We start from the raw sequence: 22,260 nt of genomic DNA on the forward strand, positions 1-22,260 counted from the left end.
GGCGAATGAGAACGTAGGCTGCCCCCATGCCAAAAAAGCGCTCGGGCGGGGGTCTGACCGGGACCCAGCAGGCCGCCAAATTCCTCGGTGTCAGTGTGCTCGCGGGAGCGGTGCTGGCGGGAATCGCCCTGCCGGCGTTCGGCGCGCTGGGACTCGCCGCGAAGGGAACGGTCGAGGGATTCGACGAGATCCCCGCCAATCTCAAGACGCCGCCGCTGAGCCAGCGCACCGAGATCCTGGACGCCAAGGGCGGCCAGATCGCCACGGTCTACTCGCGTGACCGCACCGTCGTGCCGCTCAAGGACATCTCCCCGTTCATGCAGAAGGCGATCGTCGCGATCGAGGACTCGCGCTTCTACGAACACGGGGCGATCGACCTCAAGGGCGTGCTCCGCGCCGCGAATCGCAACGCGCAGTCGGGCGGGGTGTCCGAGGGCGCCTCGACGCTGACGCAGCAGTACGTGAAGAACGTGTTCGTCGAGGAGGCCGGCGACGACGCGACGAAGTTCAAGCAGGCCACGCAGCAGACGCTGGGCCGCAAGATCCAGGAGCTGAAGTACGCGATCCAGGTCGAGGAGGAGCTGGGCAAGAAGAAGATCCTGGAGAACTATCTGAACATCACCTTCTTCGGTCAGCAGGCGTACGGCGTCGAGGCCGCGTCCCAGCGGTACTTCTCCACGTCGGCGAAGAACCTGAGCCTCGGACAGGCCGCCATGCTGGCGGGCATCGTCCAGTCGCCGACGCGCTACGACCCGGTCAACGACCCGGCGGAGGCGCAGAAACGCCGTAACACCGTTCTCCAGCGGATGGCCGACGTCGGTGCCGTCTCGCAGGCGGAGGCGGACAAGGCCGGCGCCGAGCCGATCAAGCTCAAGGTCAGCAAGCCCAAGAACGGCTGCATCACCGCCGTGGACGGCGCGGGCTTCTTCTGCGACTACGTCCGCGAGGTGTTCCTCACCGACCCGGTCTTCGGCAAGACGCGCGAGGAGCGCGCCAAGGTCTGGAACCAGGGCGGGCTGACGATCCGTACGACGCTGGACCCGCAGGCGCAGAAGTCGGCGCAGGCGTCGATCAAGAACCACGTCTACAAGAGCGACCCGGTCGCGACGGCCCTGTCGATCGTCGAGCCGGGCAGCGGCAAGATCCTGGCCATGGGCCAGTCGCGGCCGTACGGCTTCGGGAAGAACGAGACGCAGATCAACCTGTCCGTGAACCAGAACATGGGCGGCGGCGCCGGTTACCAGCCGGGGTCGACGTTCAAGCCGATCGTCGCGGCGGCGGCGCTGGAGCAGGGCATTCCGGCGACGCAGCAGTTCCCGTCCCCGTACCAGATGACGTACCCGACCCCGGTCCAGACCTGCGACGGCCTGTGGAACGACAGGGACGTCCCGGTCGAGAACGAGAACGAGTCGGAGCACGGCCCGTACGGGATGAAGGAAGCGACCGCCAAGTCGGTCAACACCTACTACGTCGAGCTGATCAGCAAGATCGGCGTGTGCCCGGTGACGGACATGGCCACCAAGATGGGCGTCAAGCGGGCCGACGGCAACCGGATCCAGCAGGTGCCCTCGATCACCCTGGGGACGCAGGAGATGTCGCCGCTGACCATGGCGTCGGCGTACGCGACGTTCGCCAGCCGCGGCATGTACTGCACGCCGATCGCGATCGAGTCGATCACCGGACCCGGCAAGAAGCAGCTGCCCGTACCGAAGTCGACGTGCAACCGGGCGATGTCCGAGAAGACCGCCGACACCATAAACACACTGCTCAAGGGCGTGGTGGAGGACGGTACCGGTACGGAGGCGGGCCTCGGCCCGCAGCGTCCGAGCGCGGGCAAGACCGGTACGACGGACTTCCGCTACGCGGCCTGGTTCGTCGGCTACACGCCGAACATGTCGGGCGCGGTGTGGGTCGGTGACCCGCAGCACAAGCGGAAGATGGTGGACATCACCATCGGCGGCGCCTACCAGGCGAAGGTCTTCGGTGGCCAGGTGCCGGGGCCGATCTGGAAGGACGCCATGACGGGCGCGCTGGCCGGGCACGACGCTCCCGGGTTCACGGAGGTGAACATCCCCGATCCGCCGAAGGAGAAGCCGGCGGGCGACGCGAAGCCGGGTGACACGGCGGGCCAGACGGACGGCGGAGTCGGGGACAACGGCGGGAACGGCGACAACGGCGGCAATGGCGGAGACGGCGGGAACGGCGGGAACGGTGGCGACAACCCCTTCCCGGACTTCTCGGTGCGGCCGGGGCTGCTGAGCGGCGGGAACGGAAACGGCGGCGGGAACGGCGGGGAAGGGAACGGCCAGGACGGCGGGGGGAACGGGCCGTAGGGGCTTTCCGCGGTGATACGACAGGGCGCCCGGCCGGTGGACTTACCTCGTCCACCGGCCGGGCGCCCCGCCGCGTACAAGGGTCTCCCCCGTCCGTCCACCTCACCCGGCGGCGAGGTGCTGCTTGACCAGGGCGGCGACGCGGCCGCCCTCCGCCCGGCCGGCGATCTTCGGGTTCACGATCTTCATGACGGCCCCCATCGCGCGCGGCCCCTCGGCGCCCGCGGCCCGCGCCTCGCCGACGGCCTGGGCGACGATCCCGCCGAGCTCGTCGTCGGACAGCTGCTGGGGCAGGTACGCGTCGAGGAGCACGCCCTCGGCCTTCTCCCGCTCGGCCTGCTCCGTACGCCCGCCCTGCGTGAACGCCTCGGCGGCCTCACGGCGCTTCTTCGCCTCCCTGGCGATCACCTTCTGCACCTCGTCGTCGGAGAGCTCACGGGCGGTCGTACCCGAGACCTCCTCCTTGGTGATCGCGGTGAGGGTCAGCCGGAGCGTGGCGGAGCGCAGCTCGTCACGGGCCCGGATGGAGGCGGTGAGGTCTTCCTTGAGCTTGGACTTGAGGCTGGTCATGGGTACAAGTGTGACAGGTACGCCACGAAACCCGCCCGGGGATTAAGGGCCTCCCCCCCCCCGCCTCCTCCCCGCCTCCTCCTCGGGTCGTACAAACACCAATACAACGTCTGAGACGATGGGAACATGCGCGCACGTTACGGAGTACCCCTCGGAATCGCGGCAGTCGGCGCGGCCGGAATCGCCTACGCGGCCGGTATCGAAACACGCTCGTTCCGGTTGCGGAGGGTCACCGTCCCGGTCCTGCCCCGGGGCATGCGTGATCTTCGCTTCCTCCAGGTGTCCGACATCCACATGGTGAGCGGACAGCGCAAGAAACGGCACTGGCTCCAGGCGCTGGCCGGGCTGCGCCCGGACTTCGTCGTGAACACCGGCGACAACCTGTCGGACCCGGAGGGCGTACCGGAGCTGCTGGACGCGCTCGGCCCGCTGATGGAGTTCCCGGGCGTCTACGTCTTCGGTTCGAACGACTACTACGGCCCGAAGCTGCGCAACCCGGCCCGCTACCTCTTCGAGAAGGCCCAGGGCCGCCACGGCCTCAACGGCAACGCTCCGGCACCGGCCGCGGTGCGCAACCCGTGGGAGCCGATGCGGGACGCCTTCGACGCGGCGGGCTGGGAGGGCCTGACCAACACGCGGGGCCGGCTCAAGATCGACGGGTACGAGATCGCGTTCACGGGCCTGGACGACCCCCACATCAAGCGGGACAGGTACGAACAGGTCGCTGGCGGCCCGGACCCGGACGCGGACCTGTCGATCGGCGTCGTCCACGCCCCGTACCTCCGCAGCCTGGACGCCTTCACGGCCGACGGCTACCCCCTGATCCTGGCGGGCCACACGCACGGCGGCCAGCTGTGCATCCCCTTCTACGGCGCCCTGGTCACCAACTGCGACCTGGACACGGACCGCGTGAAGGGCCTCTCGACGCACCGCTCGGGCGGCCACACCTCGTACCTCCACGTATCAGCGGGCTGCGGCACGAACCGCTACACCCCGGTCCGCTTCGCCTGCCCCCCAGAGGCCACCCTGGTCACCCTGACCCCCCACCCCTGACAGCTCCCCGACTCCCCAAAACCGGATTTCGTCCTAGGCCAGCGGTGGGCTAAAGTAATCGATGTCGCCGCCACACGGACGACATCGGGGTGTAGCGCAGCTTGGCAGCGCGCTTCGTTCGGGACGAAGAGGTCGTGGGTTCAAATCCCGCCACCCCGACAGCCATATAGCAATTCAGAGGGCCTCTACCGATTCGGTAGGGGCTCTCTGCCGTTGCCGCGTGTCCAACTGTCTGACTTCGCGGGCCGGATCTGCTTCCGGTAGATCTCCTCGGCCATCGGCGGTACCCATGGCATTCACTCGTCGGCGTTGGCCGCTCTGGCCGTATGGCAAGACTGGCGCAGCAGCAGGTGCTCACGTTGACGATGCTAACTAGTGCATCGGCCAGAAACGCCGTGTACGGTGGAGCTATGAAGGACGATACCCGCCCTGTTTCCGAACCTTTGGTCGCCGGTGCAGAGATCGCCAGATTGGCCGGAGTGACCAGGGCTGCTGTGTCCAACTGGAGACGGCGGTATGACGATTTCCCTGACCCCGCGGGCGGTGGGGCGAGCGCTCCCCTCTTCCTACTCACAGCAGTGCAGTCCTGGCTGGCCAAGCACCAGAAGGGCCACGTGGTATCGGACGAAGTCCGGTTGTGGCAGGCGCTGCGAGGCGACTTCGGCGACGACATGATCAACGGGCTGGTCAAAGTCGCGCACCTGCTCGCTGACAACGATGCCTCACAGCTCAATTCCGGGCTCACGGACATGGTCAGGCGGCTTGCGGCCGACGAATCCGCGGAGCAGGTGATCGGCCATCTGATCGAGCGCTTCCTCGACTCGACACGTAGGTCCGGCTCTGACCATGTGACCTCGCCGCGACTTGTCAAGGCGATCACCCATTTCGCGCCACCGGTGTCCCCCGGCTCTGTCATCTTCGATCCGGCATGCGGGATCGGCACGCTTCTGCTTTCCGCCGGTCCGTCCGAGGGGCCCGTTCGTCGGGGCCAAGAGGTCGATACGGACGCCGCCCATCTGGCACGACTGCGTGCTCGGCTGGCCGGAATGGCCGAAGTGGTCGTTGAAGCGGCGGACTCTCTGCGCGAGGATCGCTGGTCAGATCTGCGAGCAGATCTCGTACTCTGCGACCCGCCTGTGGCCGTCCCGGACTGGGGACGTGAAGAACTGCTCCTTGATTCACGCTGGGAGATGGGAACGCCGTCCCGGGCGGAGGGAGAGCTCGCCTGGCTCCAGCACTGCTACTCCCGTACGGCTCCTGGAGGTCGGGCCCTGATCGTCATGCCCGCTTCTGTCGCCTACCGCAAAGCGGGCCGGCGCATCCGGTCCGAGCTGGTACGAAGAGGCATCCTGACGGAAGTGATCGCACTGCCCGGAGGAATGGTGGCGTCCCACGCGCTGCCCGTACACGTGTGGCAGCTTCGCCGCCCCGAGTCGCCCTCCGGGAGCGCGACTTCGGTGCGCATGGTGGACCTGACGGCCAACGACCCTGACGGACCACTGGATCCGCGTCCGGAGCAAGTGGTGGACGTGCCACTGATCAGCCTGCTGGACGATACGGTCGACTTCACACCGGGCGCCTACGTACAGGAATTCCGCCAGGATTTCCCGGCCGAGTACAACACTTTGCGCCGGGAGATCGAGGAGCGCCTGCGCGCGCTGGCAACGCTGCTGCCGCCGCTCGCACCCGGAGAAGGACCAGGGGCACTGGACGGCGCCACCGTAAGTCTGGCAGACCTGTCGCGAGCCGGACTCGTCACAGTGCGGGACACTGGCCCAGCCTCGAACAGCGATCAGCTCGACACCGACTATCTCCAGGGATTTCTGCTCAGTACCTCCAACAACCGCCGTTCCACCAGCGCGAGTGGCACCTACCGCCTCGACACCAAGGGTTCGCGGGTCCCGCAGATGGACGTTGACGAACAACGCAGGTACGGGGCGGCGTTCCGGGCTCTCAAGGAATTCGAGGAGAAGGTCAAGGAAGTCACCCACCTGAGCGAGCAAGCAGCCTCACTCGCCCGAGACGGCCTCACCAACGGCGCGCTCACCCCGCCTTCCCCCGACCGCTGACACTCCGTGGGGAGATCGACACGCCCGGAGTCCCTTCAAGCTCGCGCGGGGAGGAACCTGCTCGCCGTGCCGTTCCACGACACGTGAAGCGCCTCCCTGGCGCGGGTGCACGCGACGAACAACAGGCACCTTTCCCGCAGTGTGTCCGCCTCGTGCTGCGGTCGGTCGATCTCGACCGGGGTAATCTCCCGCGCGAACGGCACCGCGCCGGCGGTCACCCCCAGCACCGCGACGCAACGGAACTCAAGCCCCTTCATCGCGTGCATGGTCGCCAGCCGCACTCCCGCTGTGTTCGTTGCCACGCTCCCCTTGATCCGGACCGAGGCGATTCCCGCCGCTTCCAGACCGTCGCTGATCCTGTCCAGAGTCGTGTTGAACCGCGCGCACACGGCGATCTCGGGGAGCCGGATGCCCTGCATCGTCCAGGTCTCGATCCGCTCCACCAAGGCGGCCACCTCCGCCTGCTCCGTCCGATGACCGGCGACATCAGGCTGTCTGCCGTGCAGTAGCGAGCGGTAGCCGGCCAGGCTTTCGGTACCCGTACCGCTCAGGTCCTCGACAGTGGCGGCGTCCATGAGCCTCGTGGACCAGGCGAGGATCTCTTCAGTACTGCGGTAGTTGACCCGTAGCCGTCCGGTCCGGCCCGCCACGGCGACCCCGAGCGAGCCCAGCGAGACCCGCGAGTCGTAGATGCGCTGGTGCGGGTCGCCCGTGATGAAGAGATCGTCAGGTCCTGCGGCAACAGCTCCCCTCAGCACCCTCCACTGAGCCGGGTGCAGATCCTGCGCCTCGTCGACCACGACGTGGTCGTAGTGACAGCCGGAAGAGGCCTCGCCGAGGAGGCGCGCGGCCTGCGCACACACCTGGAGATGGGTGCAAACTCCGCGGCCTCTCAACTCGGAAAGGAACATCTCGATGGCGGCCCAGACCTGGTCCCGCTTGACGGGCGGCAACGCCACACCTCTGCCACGCCGCGCGGCGCGCCGGTACCCGTCGGCGCCCTCGATGTTCTGCGCGAGTACGACATGGCGGAACTCCTGTTCCAGGAACTGCTCGGTCCAGGGGAGATCCAGTCGTTCGCGCACCTGCCGCCAGATCTGCCGCTCCTCCCTGTCCCCCACCGGGGACGGAGCCTTCCCGCCGGCCGCGGTGGCGACGCGGTGCGCGTACGCGTTGACCGTCGTCACATCCACCCTGGCCAGCAGCTCCGGGTCTCCGTCGAGCAGCAGCGCGAGGTTCTCCCGCAGCGTTCCGGCGAGAGCCGTGGTGTAGGTGGTCAACAGGACCCGACTATCGGATGAACGCGACAGCAGGTGCTTGACGCGATGCAGGGCGACGACTGTCTTGCCCGTGCCCGGACCGCCCGTGATCTGGACCGGTCCGCCGTACGACACCCGGTACGCCACCCGGCGCTGGGACGGGTGCAGAAAGACCCGCCACGCGGCGAACGGCTTCGCCAGAATCTCCGCGAGCTCATCGGGGCCCGAGACCAGCGTGACACGGCTGGAGGTGTTGGCGATCACCGTAGCCAGCGTTTCGGAAGGCTCGCGCGGGGCGTCCTCGGGACGCCGTACCGCGACAACGTCCCGGTGGACATCCTTCACGGAGAAACCCTCCGCGAGGTATTGCAGTACCTCGAACTGATCCTCGGGCAGGAGCGTGCCGAACGCTTCCAACTGCGGCTTGTCGGTGATGGTGCGGACGGCACGCAACACCTGTTCGTCCACACCAAGGCCATACAGCTCGCGGTCGGAGTAGTCGGCGAAGAGCAGGGCGGGCGCCTGCGCTGCCGCCTTCTCCAGGGCCGGCGTCAGCTGTTCGATGGCGACGACGTTCCGGACTTCGAGCCCCCGTGTCGCGGTGTTGACGGTGTAGAGACGCTTGGCCGCCCAGGTGTACGCGTCGTCGTGCGGAACGACGTTGATGAGGAGAAACACATCACTTCCGTCGTCGGGCGCAAGGACCACTCCCCGCCAGAAGTCGTTGACCCGGATGGTGCGCATACGCCGGTCCCGCGCCTTCTCCACCATCTCCAGGTGGACGCCCTTGTCCGCGTACAGCTCTGCGACGGAGAGCTGCTGGAACTTGGCCATCGCCTTGCGGACCCCGGCCTTGACGCGCTTCTCCAGTACGTCGTAGCTCTCCCAGAAGCTGTGCGCGAAGGCGAGCTGAGGCATGGTGGAGTTCCTTCCTCTCGGGCGGGTTCGGTCCGGTGTTGATCACTGGTACGGGTGGCCGGCCGCGCGCCGGGCGAGCTCCGCGACCGAGGCGAGCAGTTCGTCCGGCGGCCGGTCGAGATCCAGCGTGTGCTGGTGGATGACGACCGCCGCGTGACGGACCCGGTGCGAGGCTCGTGGCCCGTCGCCCGGCGCGGAAGCAAGGCCCTTGGCGTAGACGAGGTGGCCTTCGGGCAGCCCGAGGGCCGTGCAGTAGGCAAGCATCTGGTAGAGGTCGGCGTCCGGAAACCCTTCGGGCCTCTCCGCCTTGTACTTGGCGTCCACAACAGCTAGTGGTCGGCCGTCATGTCCATACCACACGAGATCAGGACGCATGCGGATGGTCTCACCCTCGTCCAGATGCACCCCGCGGGCCTGAAGGACGCTTCGTCCGCCGTACGTCGACAACGCCTCACGCAGGGCGACACAGACGAAGTCCTCGAAGACCTTGTGGGTGTCGAACAGAAACCCGTCCACGGTCAGATCTCCCGACAGATGTTCAACGGACGAACCGCGCAGCAGGGTTTCGGCCAGCCGCAATGCGGGCTGATAGCGGGAGTTCAGCCGACTGGCCCGCCACTGCGGCAGATCGCGGCGCCCGGGTACCAGTGCGCCGGCTTCGGAGAGCCGTGCGCGATGGTGACGCAGTCTCCGGCGTACGTCGGCCGGCACGCGCGGCAACCTCAGCATCCTCTCCGTGGCGGCGCGCAGCAGACGGTTCTCGGCGATGTCGGTGCCGTACTCGTCATAGGCGACCTCCGCCGGAAAAGACCGCCCATGGTGACGGCGGATCTGCTCCGCCTCCCGAAGTCGGCCCCGAAGAACCGGAGCGGCTTCCTCGGTATACCTGTACCCCTGCAACACCCCTTGTCGCAGGGCCCGCTCAAGAGCCTTCTCGTACGCGTGGGCGAGGGCAGGAAGCACTTCGGTGTACTCGGCGAGGTCCACGGTCCCGTCCCGGTGGATCCGGGGATTCGTGGCATATCCGAGGAGGAAGAAGAGTCGGGCGATCGGCACCTTGGGTGTGATGCGCAGCGTGACCGGGGCGTGTCCCGCCACCCGAAGCCCGACGGCGCCGACCTTGCCACCGGCCCGTAAGCGCCAGTTGCCGGGCAGATAGGGATCAGGAACGGCATCGACGATTCGTGAGGACGCGAGCGCGCGTCCGGTCTCGTCCGGGAGCGGCAGGGTGACAGCGGCGCCGTATTCGACGAGTTCCACGGATGTCACGGGGCGGATTCGCCCGCCTTCCCGGCGTTGTCGATGGACCTGGCCAGAGCGGAGAGCCCGTAGCGCCTCTCGATGTCGAGGGACTCACCGTAGTGATGCTCCTCCAGCAGGGGAAGGATCTTGGTACGCCACACGCGTTCCAACCCGCCCTGACGATGGACGCCGTTCTTCATCAGGTAGGAGGGGCCGATGCGGAAGTCGGCCTCCTCGATGCGGGAGTTGAGCGCGTCCAGCAGGTCCGCAGGGCGGCTGTCCTCGCCCTGTCGGTGCAGCCAGCGCCGCAGCAGTCCGCTCGTCGGCTCGCTTCGGGGCGACAACTCGACAAAGGCGAAGCGCCTGCGCATCGCCGCGTCCACGAGGGCGATCGAGCGGTCCGCGGTGTTCATCGTGCCGATGACGAAGAGGTTCGGCGGCAGCGCGAAGTCGTCGCCGGAGTAGGTGAGGCGTACGGACTTGTTGCGGTACTCCAGCAGGAAGTACAGCTCACCGAAGACCTTGGCGAGGTTCGCCCGGTTGATCTCGTCGATGATCAGGAAGTGCGGGACGTGGCGGTTCCCCTCGCGGGACGCCAGGTCGGCAAGCTCGCGCAACGGCCCGGCGGTGAGACGGAAGGCAACTTCCCGGGTCTGTGGGTCCTCGCGCGGGCGGAAGCCCTCGAAGAAGTCCTCGTAGGCGTAGGACGGGTGGAACTGCACAAGTTTGACCTGCTCGGGTCCGCCGCCGAGGAACTCGGCCAGCTTGAGCGCCAGATACGTCTTGCCGGTGCCCGGCGGCCCGTAGAGCACTATCTGTCGCTCATCCCAGAGGAGTTCACGGATCTCGCGCAGCCACTCCACGTCATGCACGAGCAGCTCGTCCGCCAGCGGCTGCCCCGGCTCGGGAAGTGCGAGTTCGCGGCGTGCCGCGAGCGCCGGAATCGTGTCACTGGGATCATGCGTCAGGGAATCCGCCTCGTCGGCCAATTCCTCGTCGGTGCGCCCAAGGCCGTCAAGAAGAGGCTGTACGGCGGTCAGGTCGACGACATCGTGCTGGACGGAAAGTCTCTGCTGAATCTCTTCGGGCAGCTCGTCGAACGCGTGGCTGGTGCTCTGCCATTCGACAGGCCGCCGAAGATTGGACCGACCATTGTCGGAGGCGGTCTGCTCGGCAGGACCGGTGATCTCGCCGATGTAGAACCGCCCTCCGGACAGCGTGCACACGGTGTCACCGGGCTTCATCCGGGAAAGGAAGGCGTGCAGTTCCTCGACGAGTTCCAGCTTCTGGTTGTAGGTCGCCGTGGTGCCCCAGTCCTCCTCGACCACCGCCCGCAGACGCTCCTTGCTCGGGCCCTGTCCGATGTCCGGGCGCAGTCGCGCCGCGGGAAGGGACACCCGCTCCTCGGGCAGCCACAGCCGCTGGACGAGATCGACGCCGGACACGTTGGATCCGCGGACGAGCCAGGCCCGGCCCGGTCCCGACCAGACACCTTCCATGAAGTCCGAGAGGGGCGCTCCGGACTCGGTACGCCACTCGACCCAGCCGTTGCGGGGGGCACCGACCAAGACTTCCGCGGCAGCGGACGGGGACCCGCACTCCACGTCTTCGGTCAACTCAAGCCAACCCGGCCAGCGCTCGGAGCGACGGAGGACACCGGCGGCCCTCAGTTCTTCACGCCGTTGGTGGGCGCCCTTGAAATGCCTGGCGAACGATGGCATCGCACGATCACGGGCGGGGGATCCGGCCCGTAGCAGGAACTTGCGGCTGCCGTTGGTGCCCACGCCTGCCAAGAGAACGCCTCGCGCTCGGTCGACGCCGCTCGCCCCCGGGAGCCGTAGCCGGAATTCCGGGGACTGCTGAGGTACGACGCCTTCGGAACGCTCCCCTGCCTCGCCGCTCACACGCACTCCCCGACTGGTCATTCAGATCCGCCGACCCTATCCGTCCGCCGACCGGTGGGCCGAAGCGTCCCTCCCGCCGGTCTTCGCAACTCAGGTAAGGGTGTTGGTCAGATGAGGCCCGATGTAGCCGACGAGTATGCCGTGATCGGCGCAGGTCGCCTCGGAGTAGTGCAGGCGGGGTGCGATCGTGTTGCCGCCCCCGATACGCACATGCGCTCCCATGAACAGCTTGCGGCGAGCGTCCACCTCCGCAGGGACGGGGAAGGTCCGTTCCTTGCGCCAGTCGGCCTTCGCCTTCACCGTCTTCGATTCGTCCCGCACGATCTTGCGGGGCGGGATCGCGTGCACTCCCTCAGGGGCGTCGGCGCACCACTGCTTGAAGTCGCAGTTGACCTGGCCCTTCGCCGCCGCGTCGGCGAAGTCCCGCAGCGCCAGCAGTGCGTCCCAGGTCATACGCACCCACGAGGAGCCGTACGCCTGATCGTCGAGTTCCAGGGTGATCTTCCGGACACCGGTGAAGCGCACGTGCTCCATCTCCGCGATCCTGTCGAGGATCTCCGCGAAACTTGTCGGTTCGGCGGAGGGGCTGTCGTCCGGGGTATACGCGGCCTCCGCCGCGCCCAGGGTGATCAACCGCTGTTGGAGAAGGCGTACTTGCGCCCGCGCCTTGTGCAAGTCCTTGTACTGCTCGTCGTAGTCCACAAAAAGCTGCGTCTCGTTGACCCCCGCCTCCTCCAGGGCCCGCTTCAGATCGCGGATCTCATCGGCGCGGACACGCTGCTCGTGACCGGCTTCGTCCAGGATCGCCGACAGCGCGTGGTTCTCGTCCCGCAGACGGTCGAGTTCGGACGTCCCCGTCTCGTTCTTGACCCTGGTCCGCATCACCGGAACCGAGTCAAGTTCGGCGGGCAGGGGAACGCGGGTCGCCAGACTCTGTGGAAACTGGACCAGAATGCGGCTCGCCCGTCGAGGGTCCTCCGTGATCAGCCGGCGGGACATCACACGGTGCCGCTGGCCGTCCGCCGCCCATGCCGGATCGACTCCCGGCAGATAGGTACGCACACCGCCGCCGAAGACCCGGTGGTATTCCATGGCCCGGTTGAACCGGACCTCGGCCTCGGGTGCCAAGACGTAGAGGACCGCGAGCCCTGCCAGTGGGCGAAACAGCGGGTCCACCGTCTGTTCGAGCCAACTGTCGAAGTCGACCCCGTATGGGGTGCTGGCGACGACAACAGGCAGGCGACGGTTCCCGTCGCACAACTCGTCGATCACGTCATCGACGTCCTCGGTCTCGACGACCCGTGGATCGGCGGTGACATCGGCGTGTCCGTCCCGCGCGTCCAGGACCCCGAGCAGACTCTTGGCCAGGCGAGGCGTCTTGGCGGGGACAGGCCTGGCCTCGGGGTCATGCGGAAGGTGTTCCACGTCCAGGTGGACCCACGTGGGCCCGTCGCCCACCTGCCGGATCAGAGTCGTCGTCTGCCAGGTCCCCGCTGAGGACGTCTCGCGCAGCCGCCAGCGTCCGTACGAACCACTCGCCCCGGTCGCCGAGTCATGGTCGAGGGTGACACCGTCGGCGATCTCGTTGCGCCCGTCGGCGAACGCGTCGATGTCGTAGCCCTTCGGCGGCTCACGCAGCCAGCGCCGCAACTGATCGTCGACCTGGGCGCCGGTCTTGACGTAGTCGAGTCCGCTGGCGACGACCATGCGATAACGGCGGGTCTCCACAGAGCTTGCCTCTCTCCGGTTGCTGCTCGGGTCATAGGACTGTGCACGGCGCTGTGGGGGGGTGAAGAGTGTGTCAGAGCCGGGCGCGCGGCAGAACCCGCAACAATTCACTGACGTCCTGGTGCCACGCGCGTACTTCCGCCGGGGTGGGCGGCAGCTCGTAGAGGTGGTGATGGCACGCCTCGCTGAGTGCGGACCAGACGGCATAGCACTGGCGGGCCACGGAGGGGGTGACGTACCACTCCAGGCAGAGCATCCTGCTGCGCGCGCTGTACGTCATACGCGGGGTGATGCTCCGCCAGATGTCGTCCAGTGCCTGCTCGAGCGCCATGCGGAGCAGCATGGCGGCCGCGCGGGCCCGGAGTCCGGGGGCGATCGTGTACGTGACTCCCGCGGCCGGACTCAGCAGACGGTCGGCGGCGGTCACGAGGGCGTCGCCGGTACGGTCGCCGAGGGTGGGCGTCATCGTCCCAGCACCGCCTGCGCGAGCCGCTCGGTGCGGGCGACCAGGTCCAACCGGTCGACCTCGGAAGGGAGTTCCTGATGGCTGCCTGTGTTGCACTGGCGGATGAGGACACGAGCCCACTCGCCGTGGTCCCCCGCGATCGCGTCGGGAACCTCCCCGATCGGCCGATCGGGGTAGTGGACGAGACGCGCGACCTCGACGAGCCGGTGTGCCTTGCCGATCTTCGTCTCCAGGGCGAGCAGTTCGTCCCACCTGCCGCGCAGGCGGCGCCGGGCGGCTTCCAGGTAGGCGGCTTCCAGGACGACCCTGCACATCGCGGGCAGGACATGGTGGGCGACGTCCTGCGGGAGATGGGTGTCCCTGGCGAGATCCCGCACGTTCTTCAGGGCCCGCTCGATCGGGTTACCGCTCTGCTCGACCCGTACGACGGAGTCCGTCTGGCGCGAGACCTCCATGACCGTCGCGGAGATGTTCAGGTGCTCGATCGCCCGGCGCAGCCGGGTGTCGTGCGTGAAGACGATGACCTGCCGGCTCCGGGCGTAAAGGTCGAGGACCTTGGCCAGTCCCTCGACCTTCTCGGGATCCATGGACTGCACCGGATCGTCGATCACCAGGAACCCGAAGGGGCTGTCGCCGTGCGTGGCGCGCGGGACGAACAGGGAGAGTGCCAGGGAGTGCAACTCGCCCTGGCTCATCACGCTGAACGCGGGCGCGCCGATATCGTCCACGGAAACGTCGAGCACCACCTTCCGCATATGGGCGCTGCCGGCCAGGCTCACGGCGCCGAGCGAAACGCTGCTGCGCTCGCAGAGCAACCCCCACACCGCCTGCGACTGATCGGCGAACGGCTTGAGACGCTCGTCGCGCAGTTCGTCGGTCACCTTCCTGAGCCACTGGGACGCGGCCTTCGCGTGCCGGAGCTGAGGGGTCGCGGCTTCGGCCGCTTCCGCGCCTGCCAGCCATTCCGCGAGCCGTACGGTCATGGCCTGCCAGTGACCGTCGTACGCGGCGAGCCGGGCGGCGGCTTCCGTACGTTCCTGACGCACGGCCTGGTCCAGGACGGCCGTGAGACGCTCCACCCGGTCCGCCAGCTCCCAGGGCTCCGTAACCCCTCGGCTGAGGGCCCAGTCGCGCCAGAGCTCACCGAGCGGAGTCGCGGCGGCCTGAAGCCAGAGCGGCACCGGCTGTACGAGGTCGTGAACGGCCCGCAGGGCCCCGCCCAGCCCGGTACGGGCCGCTTCGGCGTCGGCGGCTTCGGCCTGAAGCCGCTCGATCTGCTCCCTCGCACCGGCCGCCCAGGTGAGGTCGAGGCGGTTCTCGCTGCCGCACAGCGGGCAGTCGGTACTCCCCGGGTGGCGGCGACGGTGCTCAAGAGCGCTCTCCAGCAGTCCGGCCAGCTGGCGCGCGTTCTCGGCGGAGCCGTAACGCGCGTCGTCCGCCACCGCGGCGGCGGCCCGGAGCCGGGCGACGGCTCCGTTGACCTCCACGAGATCAGGACCGTCCAGCCCGGCCGTCTGCCGGAGTACGGCCACCGCTCCCCGGTCGGCGTCGGCATGCCCCTTCAGCAGTGCGCGTACCTGGTCCAGATCGGGCGTACGGCCCTGGATCGCCGCCGTCGCCGCGACGGCCCGGGGATCGTCGAGCACCGACAGTTCGGTCACGACGGAGGCGGTCAGGTCGACGTGCCGCTTGCGGATGTCGGCAAGGGACTTGCCGAGAGCAAGAATTTTCTTCTCGCTGTCGCGGAGCGCTTCGAGCCCCAGAATCCGGGCGATCACGTCGTGCAGTCCGCTGAGCGGTCCGTTGATGGTCGCACCGAGCTCGCTGTACGGAAGGAACGGCCGGTACAGCTCCAGCGCCTGCGGATCGATCACCTCATCCAGCTCCCGTACGGGCAGGGCGGCGTCGGCGGACTCCACCGTCGTACGGGACTCGTCCGTCCCGGGACCGTGCCAGGTACGGCGTACGGTCACCAGTTCGCCGGGTCCGCCCGACTCGCCCGGGGCGCCGAGGGCCAGCTCGACCGACACCTCGGGGGCCGGGCTGTCGTGCAGGTTGCGCCAGCTCTTCCGCCAGATCGCAGGACGGTCGTTCCAGCGCGCGTTCTCGCCCGTCAGCGCCATCTCGGCGGCCTCGGCGAAGCTCGACTTGCCCGAGCCGTTCCGCCCCTCGACCAGGGTCAGCCCCGGCCCCGGCCGCAGGTGGAGCGTGGTGGCGGGGCCGATACCGCGCCATCCGGCCGCGGTGATCGAGCTCAGATACACGGGACAGGGCGGCCGCGCACTCTCGGGCGGCGCGTCGGGCAGAAGCTCGCGCAGCATCTCCTGCGCCTCCGGGGCGAGTCCGGAGCCGGCCAGCTTGCCGAGGAGGAACGCCCGAGGGAAACCGTCGGCGGTCGGCGGGTGATCGGTCATGGTCGTGCTCCTTGCGCCAGTGCTGTCGGAGGGCCGGCGCGACAGGTAGGAAGCGCCGTTGCTCCATCAAGCATCGCGTGAACACGTTGGCATTGTCAACACGCTTTCGATCCTCAAGAAGCCGCACCCGTGTACGATTGTTGACCAGGGTGACGCTGAGGGCGCGACGAGAGCCTGTATTGCCGAACCCATGGCAGCGACGGCGCAATTGATGTGTGACCGAGGGGATGAAGAGATGCGGCTGACCAGCCCGGACTTCACGGATGACAACGACACCTGGCACGAGACGGTGTCTGGCGAGGAGCACGACCCGCTGGAAACAGCCCGTGTACACATGCGCGGTCTACTCGACCATGCGCAGAAGCTGGCGGGTGAGCCTGGCCGGCTCATCGAACTGGCACTGAGCACTGCCCAGCGCGCGTTCGATGAGATCGGCGTGTGCAACAGCGTGCTCGATGAGGTGTCCGACCGGGGCGAGGAGATCGCGAAGGAGCTGGAGGAGCGTCTCGGAGGAGACGGCACGGACGCCGGCGTGGTGCCCGAACTGTTCGCCGAACTGGAGGCTTTGGCAGCCAGGGTGGCGGCCTCCGAGGCGAATCGCCGGGTGGTGAACCGGATCCTGGGCCAGGACGAGTCCGGCAATGAGGGTCCGCACGCTCATGACGCCGACGTGTCGGCCGAGGAGTCCACGTCCGTTCCCCGGCTCACCTCAGGCGCTCTCCCCCGGATCCCCTCCCTCTACGACAGCGAGCAGCCGGGGTACGGCACCCTGACCGACATGATGGAGGTGCGGGACCGGACCGCCGCCGAGCGCGCCGCCGTCCACGCCCGCCGCACCGACCTCATCTCCACGCACATCGTGGCCGCGGTGACGCGTCTGTCCGATCGTTCCTTCTCCGACGAGGGCTTCGCCCGGGAAACCGTCGCCGAGGTACGGCGCGCCTATGACTTGTGGTGTCGCTGCGCGGCCGAGCGCCGCGACGACCTGGCATAGCCGGGCCGCGCGGGCGCGCGGCATCTCGATGTGGTGCCGGCCGTCCTCCGGTGACGGACTCGCTTCATCGAGTACGGCGGAGGGCGCCCGTCCCGGTGAAGTGGGTCAAAGAGGTCGGTCATGTCCGGCGCCGCCGCGCAGGGACGAGAGGACCAAGCGGCCGTAGGACGTGGTGAGAGCAGCGGCGGTGGCGGCCACGGAGAGACCCAGAGCGATGAGGAGATGGGTCAGGGATTCGTCACCCAGAACCTGGAGGATGCCGAGCGCCGAGCCGAGGGGAAGGCCGAGGATGGTGAGAACGCCGAGGGCGCCGCTGATCTGCTGGCTCTCCTGTGTCTGGACGAGCCGGCTGTTGTCTGCGGCTTCTGCCAGGATCTCGGCGAAGCGGACCGGCAGTCGGTGCTGTGCCTGAAAGGCGAGGAGCAATTCGTTGGCGGGACCATGAGCGGTCAGGTGCTGACGCCAGTAAGTGCTGCGGAAGTGTGCGATGTTCCGCTCCAGAGCCGCCACCCTGCGGGCCAGCCGCGCTCCGTCGAACACTTCGGAAAGCTCATCGGTGAGTTCGTCGATGTGGTCACGCTGGAGGGAACCGAGCAGCAAGGCATCCAGGTAGATGGTACGGGCGTGCAGCGCCCCGAAATCGTAGAAGTCGCCGTCACCTCTGTCGGCACGATGTCCGAGAAAGGCGGCGCCGTGTCGCAGCACCAGGGCACTCCAGTCGGCTGAAATGCGGATGGCCTGACCGAACTGATCCGCCGCGATCTCGGGCGCCAGCGGGAAGTCCGCCATGGTCGATCGAGAGGCCAGGTGCCAGAGCCACCGGTCGGCGGCCGGGGGAAGGCCGGCCAGGGGATCCGCCCGGAGCACCGGAGTGTGCTGGGCCCTGGGAGTCAGGAAGGCGATGGTGTACGGGCGGGCGATCGCGAACGTATCCGTGCCACCCCTGACTTCGGCGATCCCGGCGAGGAGCAGTTCCGGCGCGAACGGGCCCATGAGAGGGTCTGGTTCGGCAGCGGGGCGGCGGCCGATGGCTCGTAACAGGGGAAGCAGCGGTCTGGCGACAGTGAAGTGCAGGACCGCGAGAGCGTGATCCTCGTACCGGGCCGTAGCTGTCCGCAGCAGTTCCATACCGTGCAGACGCAGTCCGCCGTGGTCGACCGACACCTGCTTGTACCAACGGCAGGGGCGCCCGGGTGAACCATAGAGAACGCGGGCCGACGCGGGTGCGAAATACGTCGCGCGGGTGGCCGCATCGGTTCGCCTGTTGCCCAGTTCGAAGGGGAAGGGACCCTCTGCCCAGTCCGGGGTACGCACCAGCCGCACGGGAAGTACGACGGTGAGGGCCTGGCGCGCTCCCGTGACGGTCTCTGGGTCATCCGTCATTGGTAGTACTCGGCCGGATCGGGTTGGTCCAGCCGGATGACGAACTCCGCACGGCCCGGACGCTCGGCAACTGTGTGGAAGCGGATGCGTTCGCCGGTCCGGATCGTACGGAAGCCCTCTGTCACGATGGCCGTGTAGTCAAAGGTGTAATAGCGGCCATCCTCCTCGTCCTGGACGATGAAGGCGCCGACCGCGCCCGTCAGTCCACCCCCTGTGGGCCTGCGGTCGACGATGATCCCGTGTCGGGCATGGTTCATGAGGCTTCCACCTCCGATTCGTCGGCGTCCCGCACGCACCGGAAGCCGACGGCGTTACTCCCGCCGCGTTTGCGGTAGATCCCCTTGCTGCTCGTTTGCACCGCGCGCATCGGATTGTCGTAGCTGCCGCCGCAGAGGACCGCTTCTCCGGGGTCGCCGAGGCTCGTTGAGGTCCACTCCCAGACATTGCCGGCCATGTCCTCGATGCCATACGGGGAGCGGTTGGCCGGCCGCTCGTCCACCGGTGTGACCCACGCCGTACGGAGAGCCTGTCGCGCGAACTCCTTCTGCCAGGCGTGGAAGGTCACCACGGGGTGACCAACCCACGTGTCGGCGCAGTTGATCGGTGCGCCATCGGCATCGTCTCCCCAGGGGAAGAGACGGCCGTCCGAACCACGTGCGGCAGCTTCCCACTCGAGGGCCGTGGGCAGACGCTTGCCCTCGAAGGCTGCGAAGGCGAAGGCGCTCCACCAGCTGACGCAGATGGCGGGAAAATCGGTGTAGCGCGGATCGACGTAGTAATCAGCTTCGCGAAGCCGGTCCGTCCATGGCAGGTGTGTGACGTTGGCAGGCTGATCGGGGTGGTCCCAGCGGGAGCTTCCGTCGGGCAGTAGTGCGTCGAGGAAGCGGCGATAGCGGCCGACCGTGACGGCGTGGCGGTCGAAGCGGACGGGACGCCGTACGCGGCGCAGCAGAAGCCGTTCGGCGGGCCCTACGAGGTAGACCCCAGCGGGTACCACACAGTTGTCGGTAAAGGCGTCCATGGATAGACGAGCGAGGAAGGCTCGCACCTGTTCGGTGATGAAGGCGCCGCCGGGCATGTCTGCCGCCTCTTCGAGCCCCTCCGGCGTGGCAAGGTACCGCGCGGCGAGCAATTCCTGGTAAGCCGTGTGCGCGAACGCTGCCCGGTCCGGCCCCGCAGGTCTGAGCAATGGCGCGAGCACCGAGGAATCGAGGTCCAGGCGTCCGTCTGTGAAAGCGCCGGAGCCCAGATGACGGTGCAGGTCCAGAACGGAGAAAGCGCCCCGGTCCGCGAGAAAGTCCCGTCCGAAGGTCTCGGCGAGACGACCTTCGACAGCCGTACGGCCCTGGCTCGAGAGGATTCTCGTGATGTGTGCGCCCAGCAGCGCGTCGAGAGGCTGTGCGGAAGGCAGTTGGAGGGACGCCGTCAGCTGTTTCTCCAACAGAGTGGCGTCGGGCTCCGTGAGCCGTACGAGGTGGAAGTGCGGCACCCGGGCCGGGTCGACGCCATTGGCGTACATCTGCTCGACCAGTTGCTCGGATCGTGCCGCGCCGCTGTCCAGAAGCTGGCGGATCTGGGGGGAGTCGGCGAGAAAGGAAACCCTGGAACTCATCACCACGGCGGACTCGGCGGAGAGTACTGGCGCGAGGTCAGCGAATAGCCGCAGGAAACCGTGGGGGCTGGCCTCATCGACGCCTTCGTCGACCGCGTCCAGGACACATAACGCCGAGCCGGATCGGATCAGGTAGAGGAACAGGTCGTACGCGCGGGAGCGATCCGCCACCATACACGGTGCCAGTAGGCGCGCCACGTATTCAGGGAAGGGCTCTTCCTTCGGTTTCAAGCCCAGGTCGAAGTAGAAGCGGAATCGTCGGGTACCGGAGTCTGCGGCAAGCTTGCGCAGGAGAGTACTCTTCCCGCTGCCCGGCCGACCGGTGACAAGGACGTTGGCGTGGCCCTGCGCCGTACGGGCGAGAAGGGAGGCGGCATCCTCCGCAGCCTCGATCCGGGCGTCCCCGGTACGGGGATCGATCGAGAGAACGCTGGCCGTGACGAGTTCCTGGGCATCGGCGGCGACCGTGAAGGTGCTGGCGTCGAGGTGGACGCCAAGGTCGATGAGAGTGTCGATGAAGCTCTCGTAGCGGACCATTCGGCAGTCCTGGCCGAGCAGCTGACGGAGCAGGTCGGGCAGCTGGTTGCCGTTGCGGTCTTCCTCCAGTACGACGAACCGGGTGAGTTTCGGCAGGCGCGTGCGGAGCAACTCACCGTCGCTGGAGGTGAGAACGGTACGCAAATCATCGGCGTCCCGGGAGAGCATCAACTCTATGTACTCCAGGCGCATTCCGGACTCACGGCAGAAAAGCAGATACACCGTGTCCGGCGAGAGCACGAAGCGCTTCGCCTGGCGATAGCCGAGGGTCACGTACAGGCCGGAAAGGAATTCGCAACGACCAGCGACTTCCGGGGCCATATGAGGCTCGTTGCCGAGAAGAGCTGAACTGCCGGTGTTCGTGAACCAGACCAGTACATCGACAAGTCGGCGTATGGCCAGCAGGCCGTCCTCGTCGGAGACGTCGTAACCGTCGTGCGTGGATCGGTTGCGCAGGCGCCGAATATCGTCCAGTGCGTTCAGTACCGTGGTGCTGCGAATATGCGGACGGCAGCCTTTGACCAGGTCGTTGAGAGCCTTGCTCGATGGATCACCCTCGACACCGTGATGCCGCCACAGCTCCTTGAGCAGCTTCTCCGTCAGTTTGCCGATGAGGGCGACGGCGTTCTCCGGATAGCCATCGTTGAGGCTGCGTAAGGGGCGTTCGAGATCGAGACCGAGACGGTCGGCGATCCGCGAGTGATCGTCGAGTTCGCTACGGAGCCGCTGTAGCCGCTCGTCCACCACCGTACTCAACGCTCCCCACCCTGCTGCACGCCCAGCACAAAGGCGAAACGGTCGGGGAACACAAGGACCGGCTCAGGATGCGCGGCTCGCATCTCCTCGATTCCCTTCTCGATCTCACTGTCGCTGAAAGTGGAAAGCAGCGACATGTAACGAGCCCGCACCATCGCGAAGTACTTGTCGCGGTCAAGGCGCAACTCGTGCTCCACGTGGAAGAGCTGCGCCTCCACGCCGCTGCGCTCCATGTGTCCGGTGATGTCCGCAGGGTCGGGCTGCAACTCTTCGAAGCGGTCAAGAGCCGCCCGGAACAGTGGGTATTGGATCGTGGTCGGCAGCATCACCACGAGCAAACGCCCTTCGGGGGAGAGACGTTGGGCCAGGCCCCGGAGAGTGGCACCGGGATCGGCCACATGGTGCACGGACTCTTTCAGCCACACGGCGTCCAGCTCGTCGTAAGGCAACGTCGTACGCATGTCGGCAACGTCTTCGGCAGAAGCTAGAACCGGCGTCAGGAAGGGCGAGGGCCGCGCGCTGATCCGTCGCAGCATCGCTTCTGACGGGTCCACACACAGGATGGGCCGCTCGGGACGGACGACGCGCGACACCTCCCGCGCGAACAACCCGGTGCCGCTCCCGATGTCGGCGATCCGGTCTGCGGAAGAGAGGGACAGCGCCTCGGCGATGCGCGCGGACATCCAGGGGACATAGGTCGGCCCGTACACCCAATGTTCGTCGTATTCGGCGGCGATCTCCGCGTAGTGCCCTGCGACGTCCCGCTGGTCCACTGTCCCCCCCACGCCCCACTACCGGTCGTCCACGGTCTCGCCCAGGCTACCGCTCGACAAGCACCCGTGACATGGCGTGATGCACTGATCCCGCCATGCCGCGCCGTTTTGACCGGTCCGGGGCTTTTCGCCGTTGATCAAGGTCGGCGTCGGGCCGGAGCGCGCGCGACCCCCACGGCGGGGTGGTCCGCGCGCTTCGGCCGGCCACGGCGACAACTCGATACGACTGGTCAGGGCGGCGCGGCGGGT

15 protein-coding genes and 1 tRNA gene are annotated in these 22,260 nt (G+C 67.6%); 5 read left to right on the plus strand and 11 right to left on the minus strand.

Annotated elements, in window-relative coordinates; translation table 11 throughout:
* Window positions 1-26 precede the first annotated feature (26 nt).
* On the plus strand, window positions 27-2,333 hold the full coding sequence (locus tag ACIODU_RS00805; protein ID WP_401762334.1) for a transglycosylase domain-containing protein: 2,307 nt from the start codon (window positions 27-29) through the stop codon (window positions 2,331-2,333).
* Window positions 2,334-2,435: 102 nt separating this feature from the next.
* On the opposite strand, the gene ACIODU_RS00810 is transcribed toward ACIODU_RS00805, so the two are convergent.
* On the minus strand, window positions 2,436-2,903 hold the full coding sequence (locus ACIODU_RS00810) for a GatB/YqeY domain-containing protein (RefSeq protein WP_401762336.1): 468 nt from the start codon (window positions 2,901-2,903) through the stop codon (window positions 2,436-2,438).
* A 126-nt stretch (window positions 2,904-3,029) separates the two neighbouring features.
* On the opposite strand from ACIODU_RS00810, the gene ACIODU_RS00815 reads away from it, so the two are divergent.
* The 3 genes from ACIODU_RS00815 to ACIODU_RS00825 all read left to right on the plus strand — a co-directional run bounded on the left by ACIODU_RS00815 (window position 3,030) and on the right by ACIODU_RS00825 (window position 6,025).
* Window positions 3,030-3,956: a metallophosphoesterase gene (locus ACIODU_RS00815; protein ID WP_161307914.1), complete on the plus strand. Its 927-nt coding sequence runs from the start codon at window positions 3,030-3,032 to the stop codon at window positions 3,954-3,956.
* Between the two features lie 85 nt (window positions 3,957-4,041).
* Window positions 4,042-4,115 (plus strand) — tRNA-Pro (locus ACIODU_RS00820).
* 251 nt (window positions 4,116-4,366) lie between these two features.
* Window positions 4,367-6,025, plus strand: a complete 1,659-nt coding sequence (locus ACIODU_RS00825) for a class I SAM-dependent DNA methyltransferase (RefSeq protein ID WP_401762339.1) — start codon at window positions 4,367-4,369, stop codon at window positions 6,023-6,025.
* A gap of 35 nt (window positions 6,026-6,060) precedes the next feature.
* Here the strand turns inward: ACIODU_RS00825 and ACIODU_RS00830 are convergent, their stop codons facing one another.
* The 6 genes from ACIODU_RS00830 to ACIODU_RS00855 all read right to left on the minus strand — a co-directional run bounded on the left by ACIODU_RS00830 (window position 6,061) and on the right by ACIODU_RS00855 (window position 15,956).
* A complete protein-coding gene (locus ACIODU_RS00830) occupies window positions 6,061-8,202 on the minus strand; it encodes a UvrD-helicase domain-containing protein (protein ID WP_401762342.1) in 2,142 nt (713 codons plus the stop codon).
* 42 nt (window positions 8,203-8,244) lie between these two features.
* Window positions 8,245-9,471: an McrC family protein gene (locus ACIODU_RS00835; RefSeq protein WP_401762344.1), complete on the minus strand. Its 1,227-nt coding sequence runs from the start codon at window positions 9,469-9,471 to the stop codon at window positions 8,245-8,247.
* Window positions 9,468-11,369: a DUF4357 domain-containing protein gene (locus ACIODU_RS00840; RefSeq protein WP_401762346.1), complete on the minus strand. Its 1,902-nt coding sequence runs from the start codon at window positions 11,367-11,369 to the stop codon at window positions 9,468-9,470. Before ACIODU_RS00840 ends, ACIODU_RS00835 begins: the two co-directional genes overlap by 4 nt.
* Window positions 11,370-11,438: 69 nt before the next feature.
* Window positions 11,439-13,076, minus strand: a complete 1,638-nt coding sequence (locus tag ACIODU_RS00845; RefSeq protein ID WP_401762348.1) for a hypothetical protein — start codon at window positions 13,074-13,076, stop codon at window positions 11,439-11,441.
* Between the two features lie 73 nt (window positions 13,077-13,149).
* Complete coding sequence (locus ACIODU_RS00850) at window positions 13,150-13,542, minus strand: hypothetical protein (protein ID WP_401762350.1); 393 nt, start codon at window positions 13,540-13,542, stop codon at window positions 13,150-13,152.
* On the minus strand, window positions 13,539-15,956 hold the full coding sequence (locus ACIODU_RS00855) for an AAA family ATPase (protein WP_401762352.1): 2,418 nt from the start codon (window positions 15,954-15,956) through the stop codon (window positions 13,539-13,541). The genes ACIODU_RS00850 and ACIODU_RS00855 overlap by 4 nt, the downstream gene beginning before the upstream one ends.
* Before the next feature lie 235 nt (window positions 15,957-16,191).
* Here ACIODU_RS00855 and ACIODU_RS00860 point away from each other — a divergent pair, with 235 nt between their 5' ends.
* The gene (locus ACIODU_RS00860) at window positions 16,192-16,950 is read left to right on the plus strand and encodes a hypothetical protein (RefSeq protein ID WP_401762355.1); all 759 of its coding nucleotides are present in this window, start codon (window positions 16,192-16,194) and stop codon (window positions 16,948-16,950) included.
* Window positions 16,951-17,055: 105 nt separating this feature from the next.
* Here the strand turns inward: ACIODU_RS00860 and ACIODU_RS00865 are convergent, their stop codons facing one another.
* The 4 genes from ACIODU_RS00865 to ACIODU_RS00880 are packed head-to-tail and all read right to left on the minus strand — an operon-like array spanning window position 17,056 to window position 22,011.
* Window positions 17,056-18,333 carry a hypothetical protein gene (locus tag ACIODU_RS00865; RefSeq protein WP_401762358.1) on the minus strand — a complete coding sequence of 426 codons (1,278 nt, stop codon included), beginning with the start codon at window positions 18,331-18,333 and terminating at the stop codon, window positions 17,056-17,058.
* Entirely contained in the window at window positions 18,330-18,590 is a 261-nt protein-coding gene (locus tag ACIODU_RS00870) for a hypothetical protein (protein WP_401762360.1), read from the minus strand. The genes ACIODU_RS00865 and ACIODU_RS00870 overlap by 4 nt, the downstream gene beginning before the upstream one ends.
* A complete protein-coding gene (locus ACIODU_RS00875) occupies window positions 18,587-21,229 on the minus strand; it encodes an SUMF1/EgtB/PvdO family nonheme iron enzyme (protein ID WP_401762363.1) in 2,643 nt (880 codons plus the stop codon). The genes ACIODU_RS00870 and ACIODU_RS00875 overlap by 4 nt, the downstream gene beginning before the upstream one ends.
* Window positions 21,230-21,234: 5 nt before the next feature.
* Window positions 21,235-22,011 carry a class I SAM-dependent methyltransferase gene (locus tag ACIODU_RS00880; RefSeq protein WP_401762365.1) on the minus strand — a complete coding sequence of 259 codons (777 nt, stop codon included), beginning with the start codon at window positions 22,009-22,011 and terminating at the stop codon, window positions 21,235-21,237.
* Window positions 22,012-22,260 lie beyond the last annotated feature (249 nt).

The organism is Streptomyces sp. NPDC088261 (genome assembly GCF_044740805.1).
GTDB lineage: Bacteria > Actinomycetota > Actinomycetes > Streptomycetales > Streptomycetaceae > Streptomyces.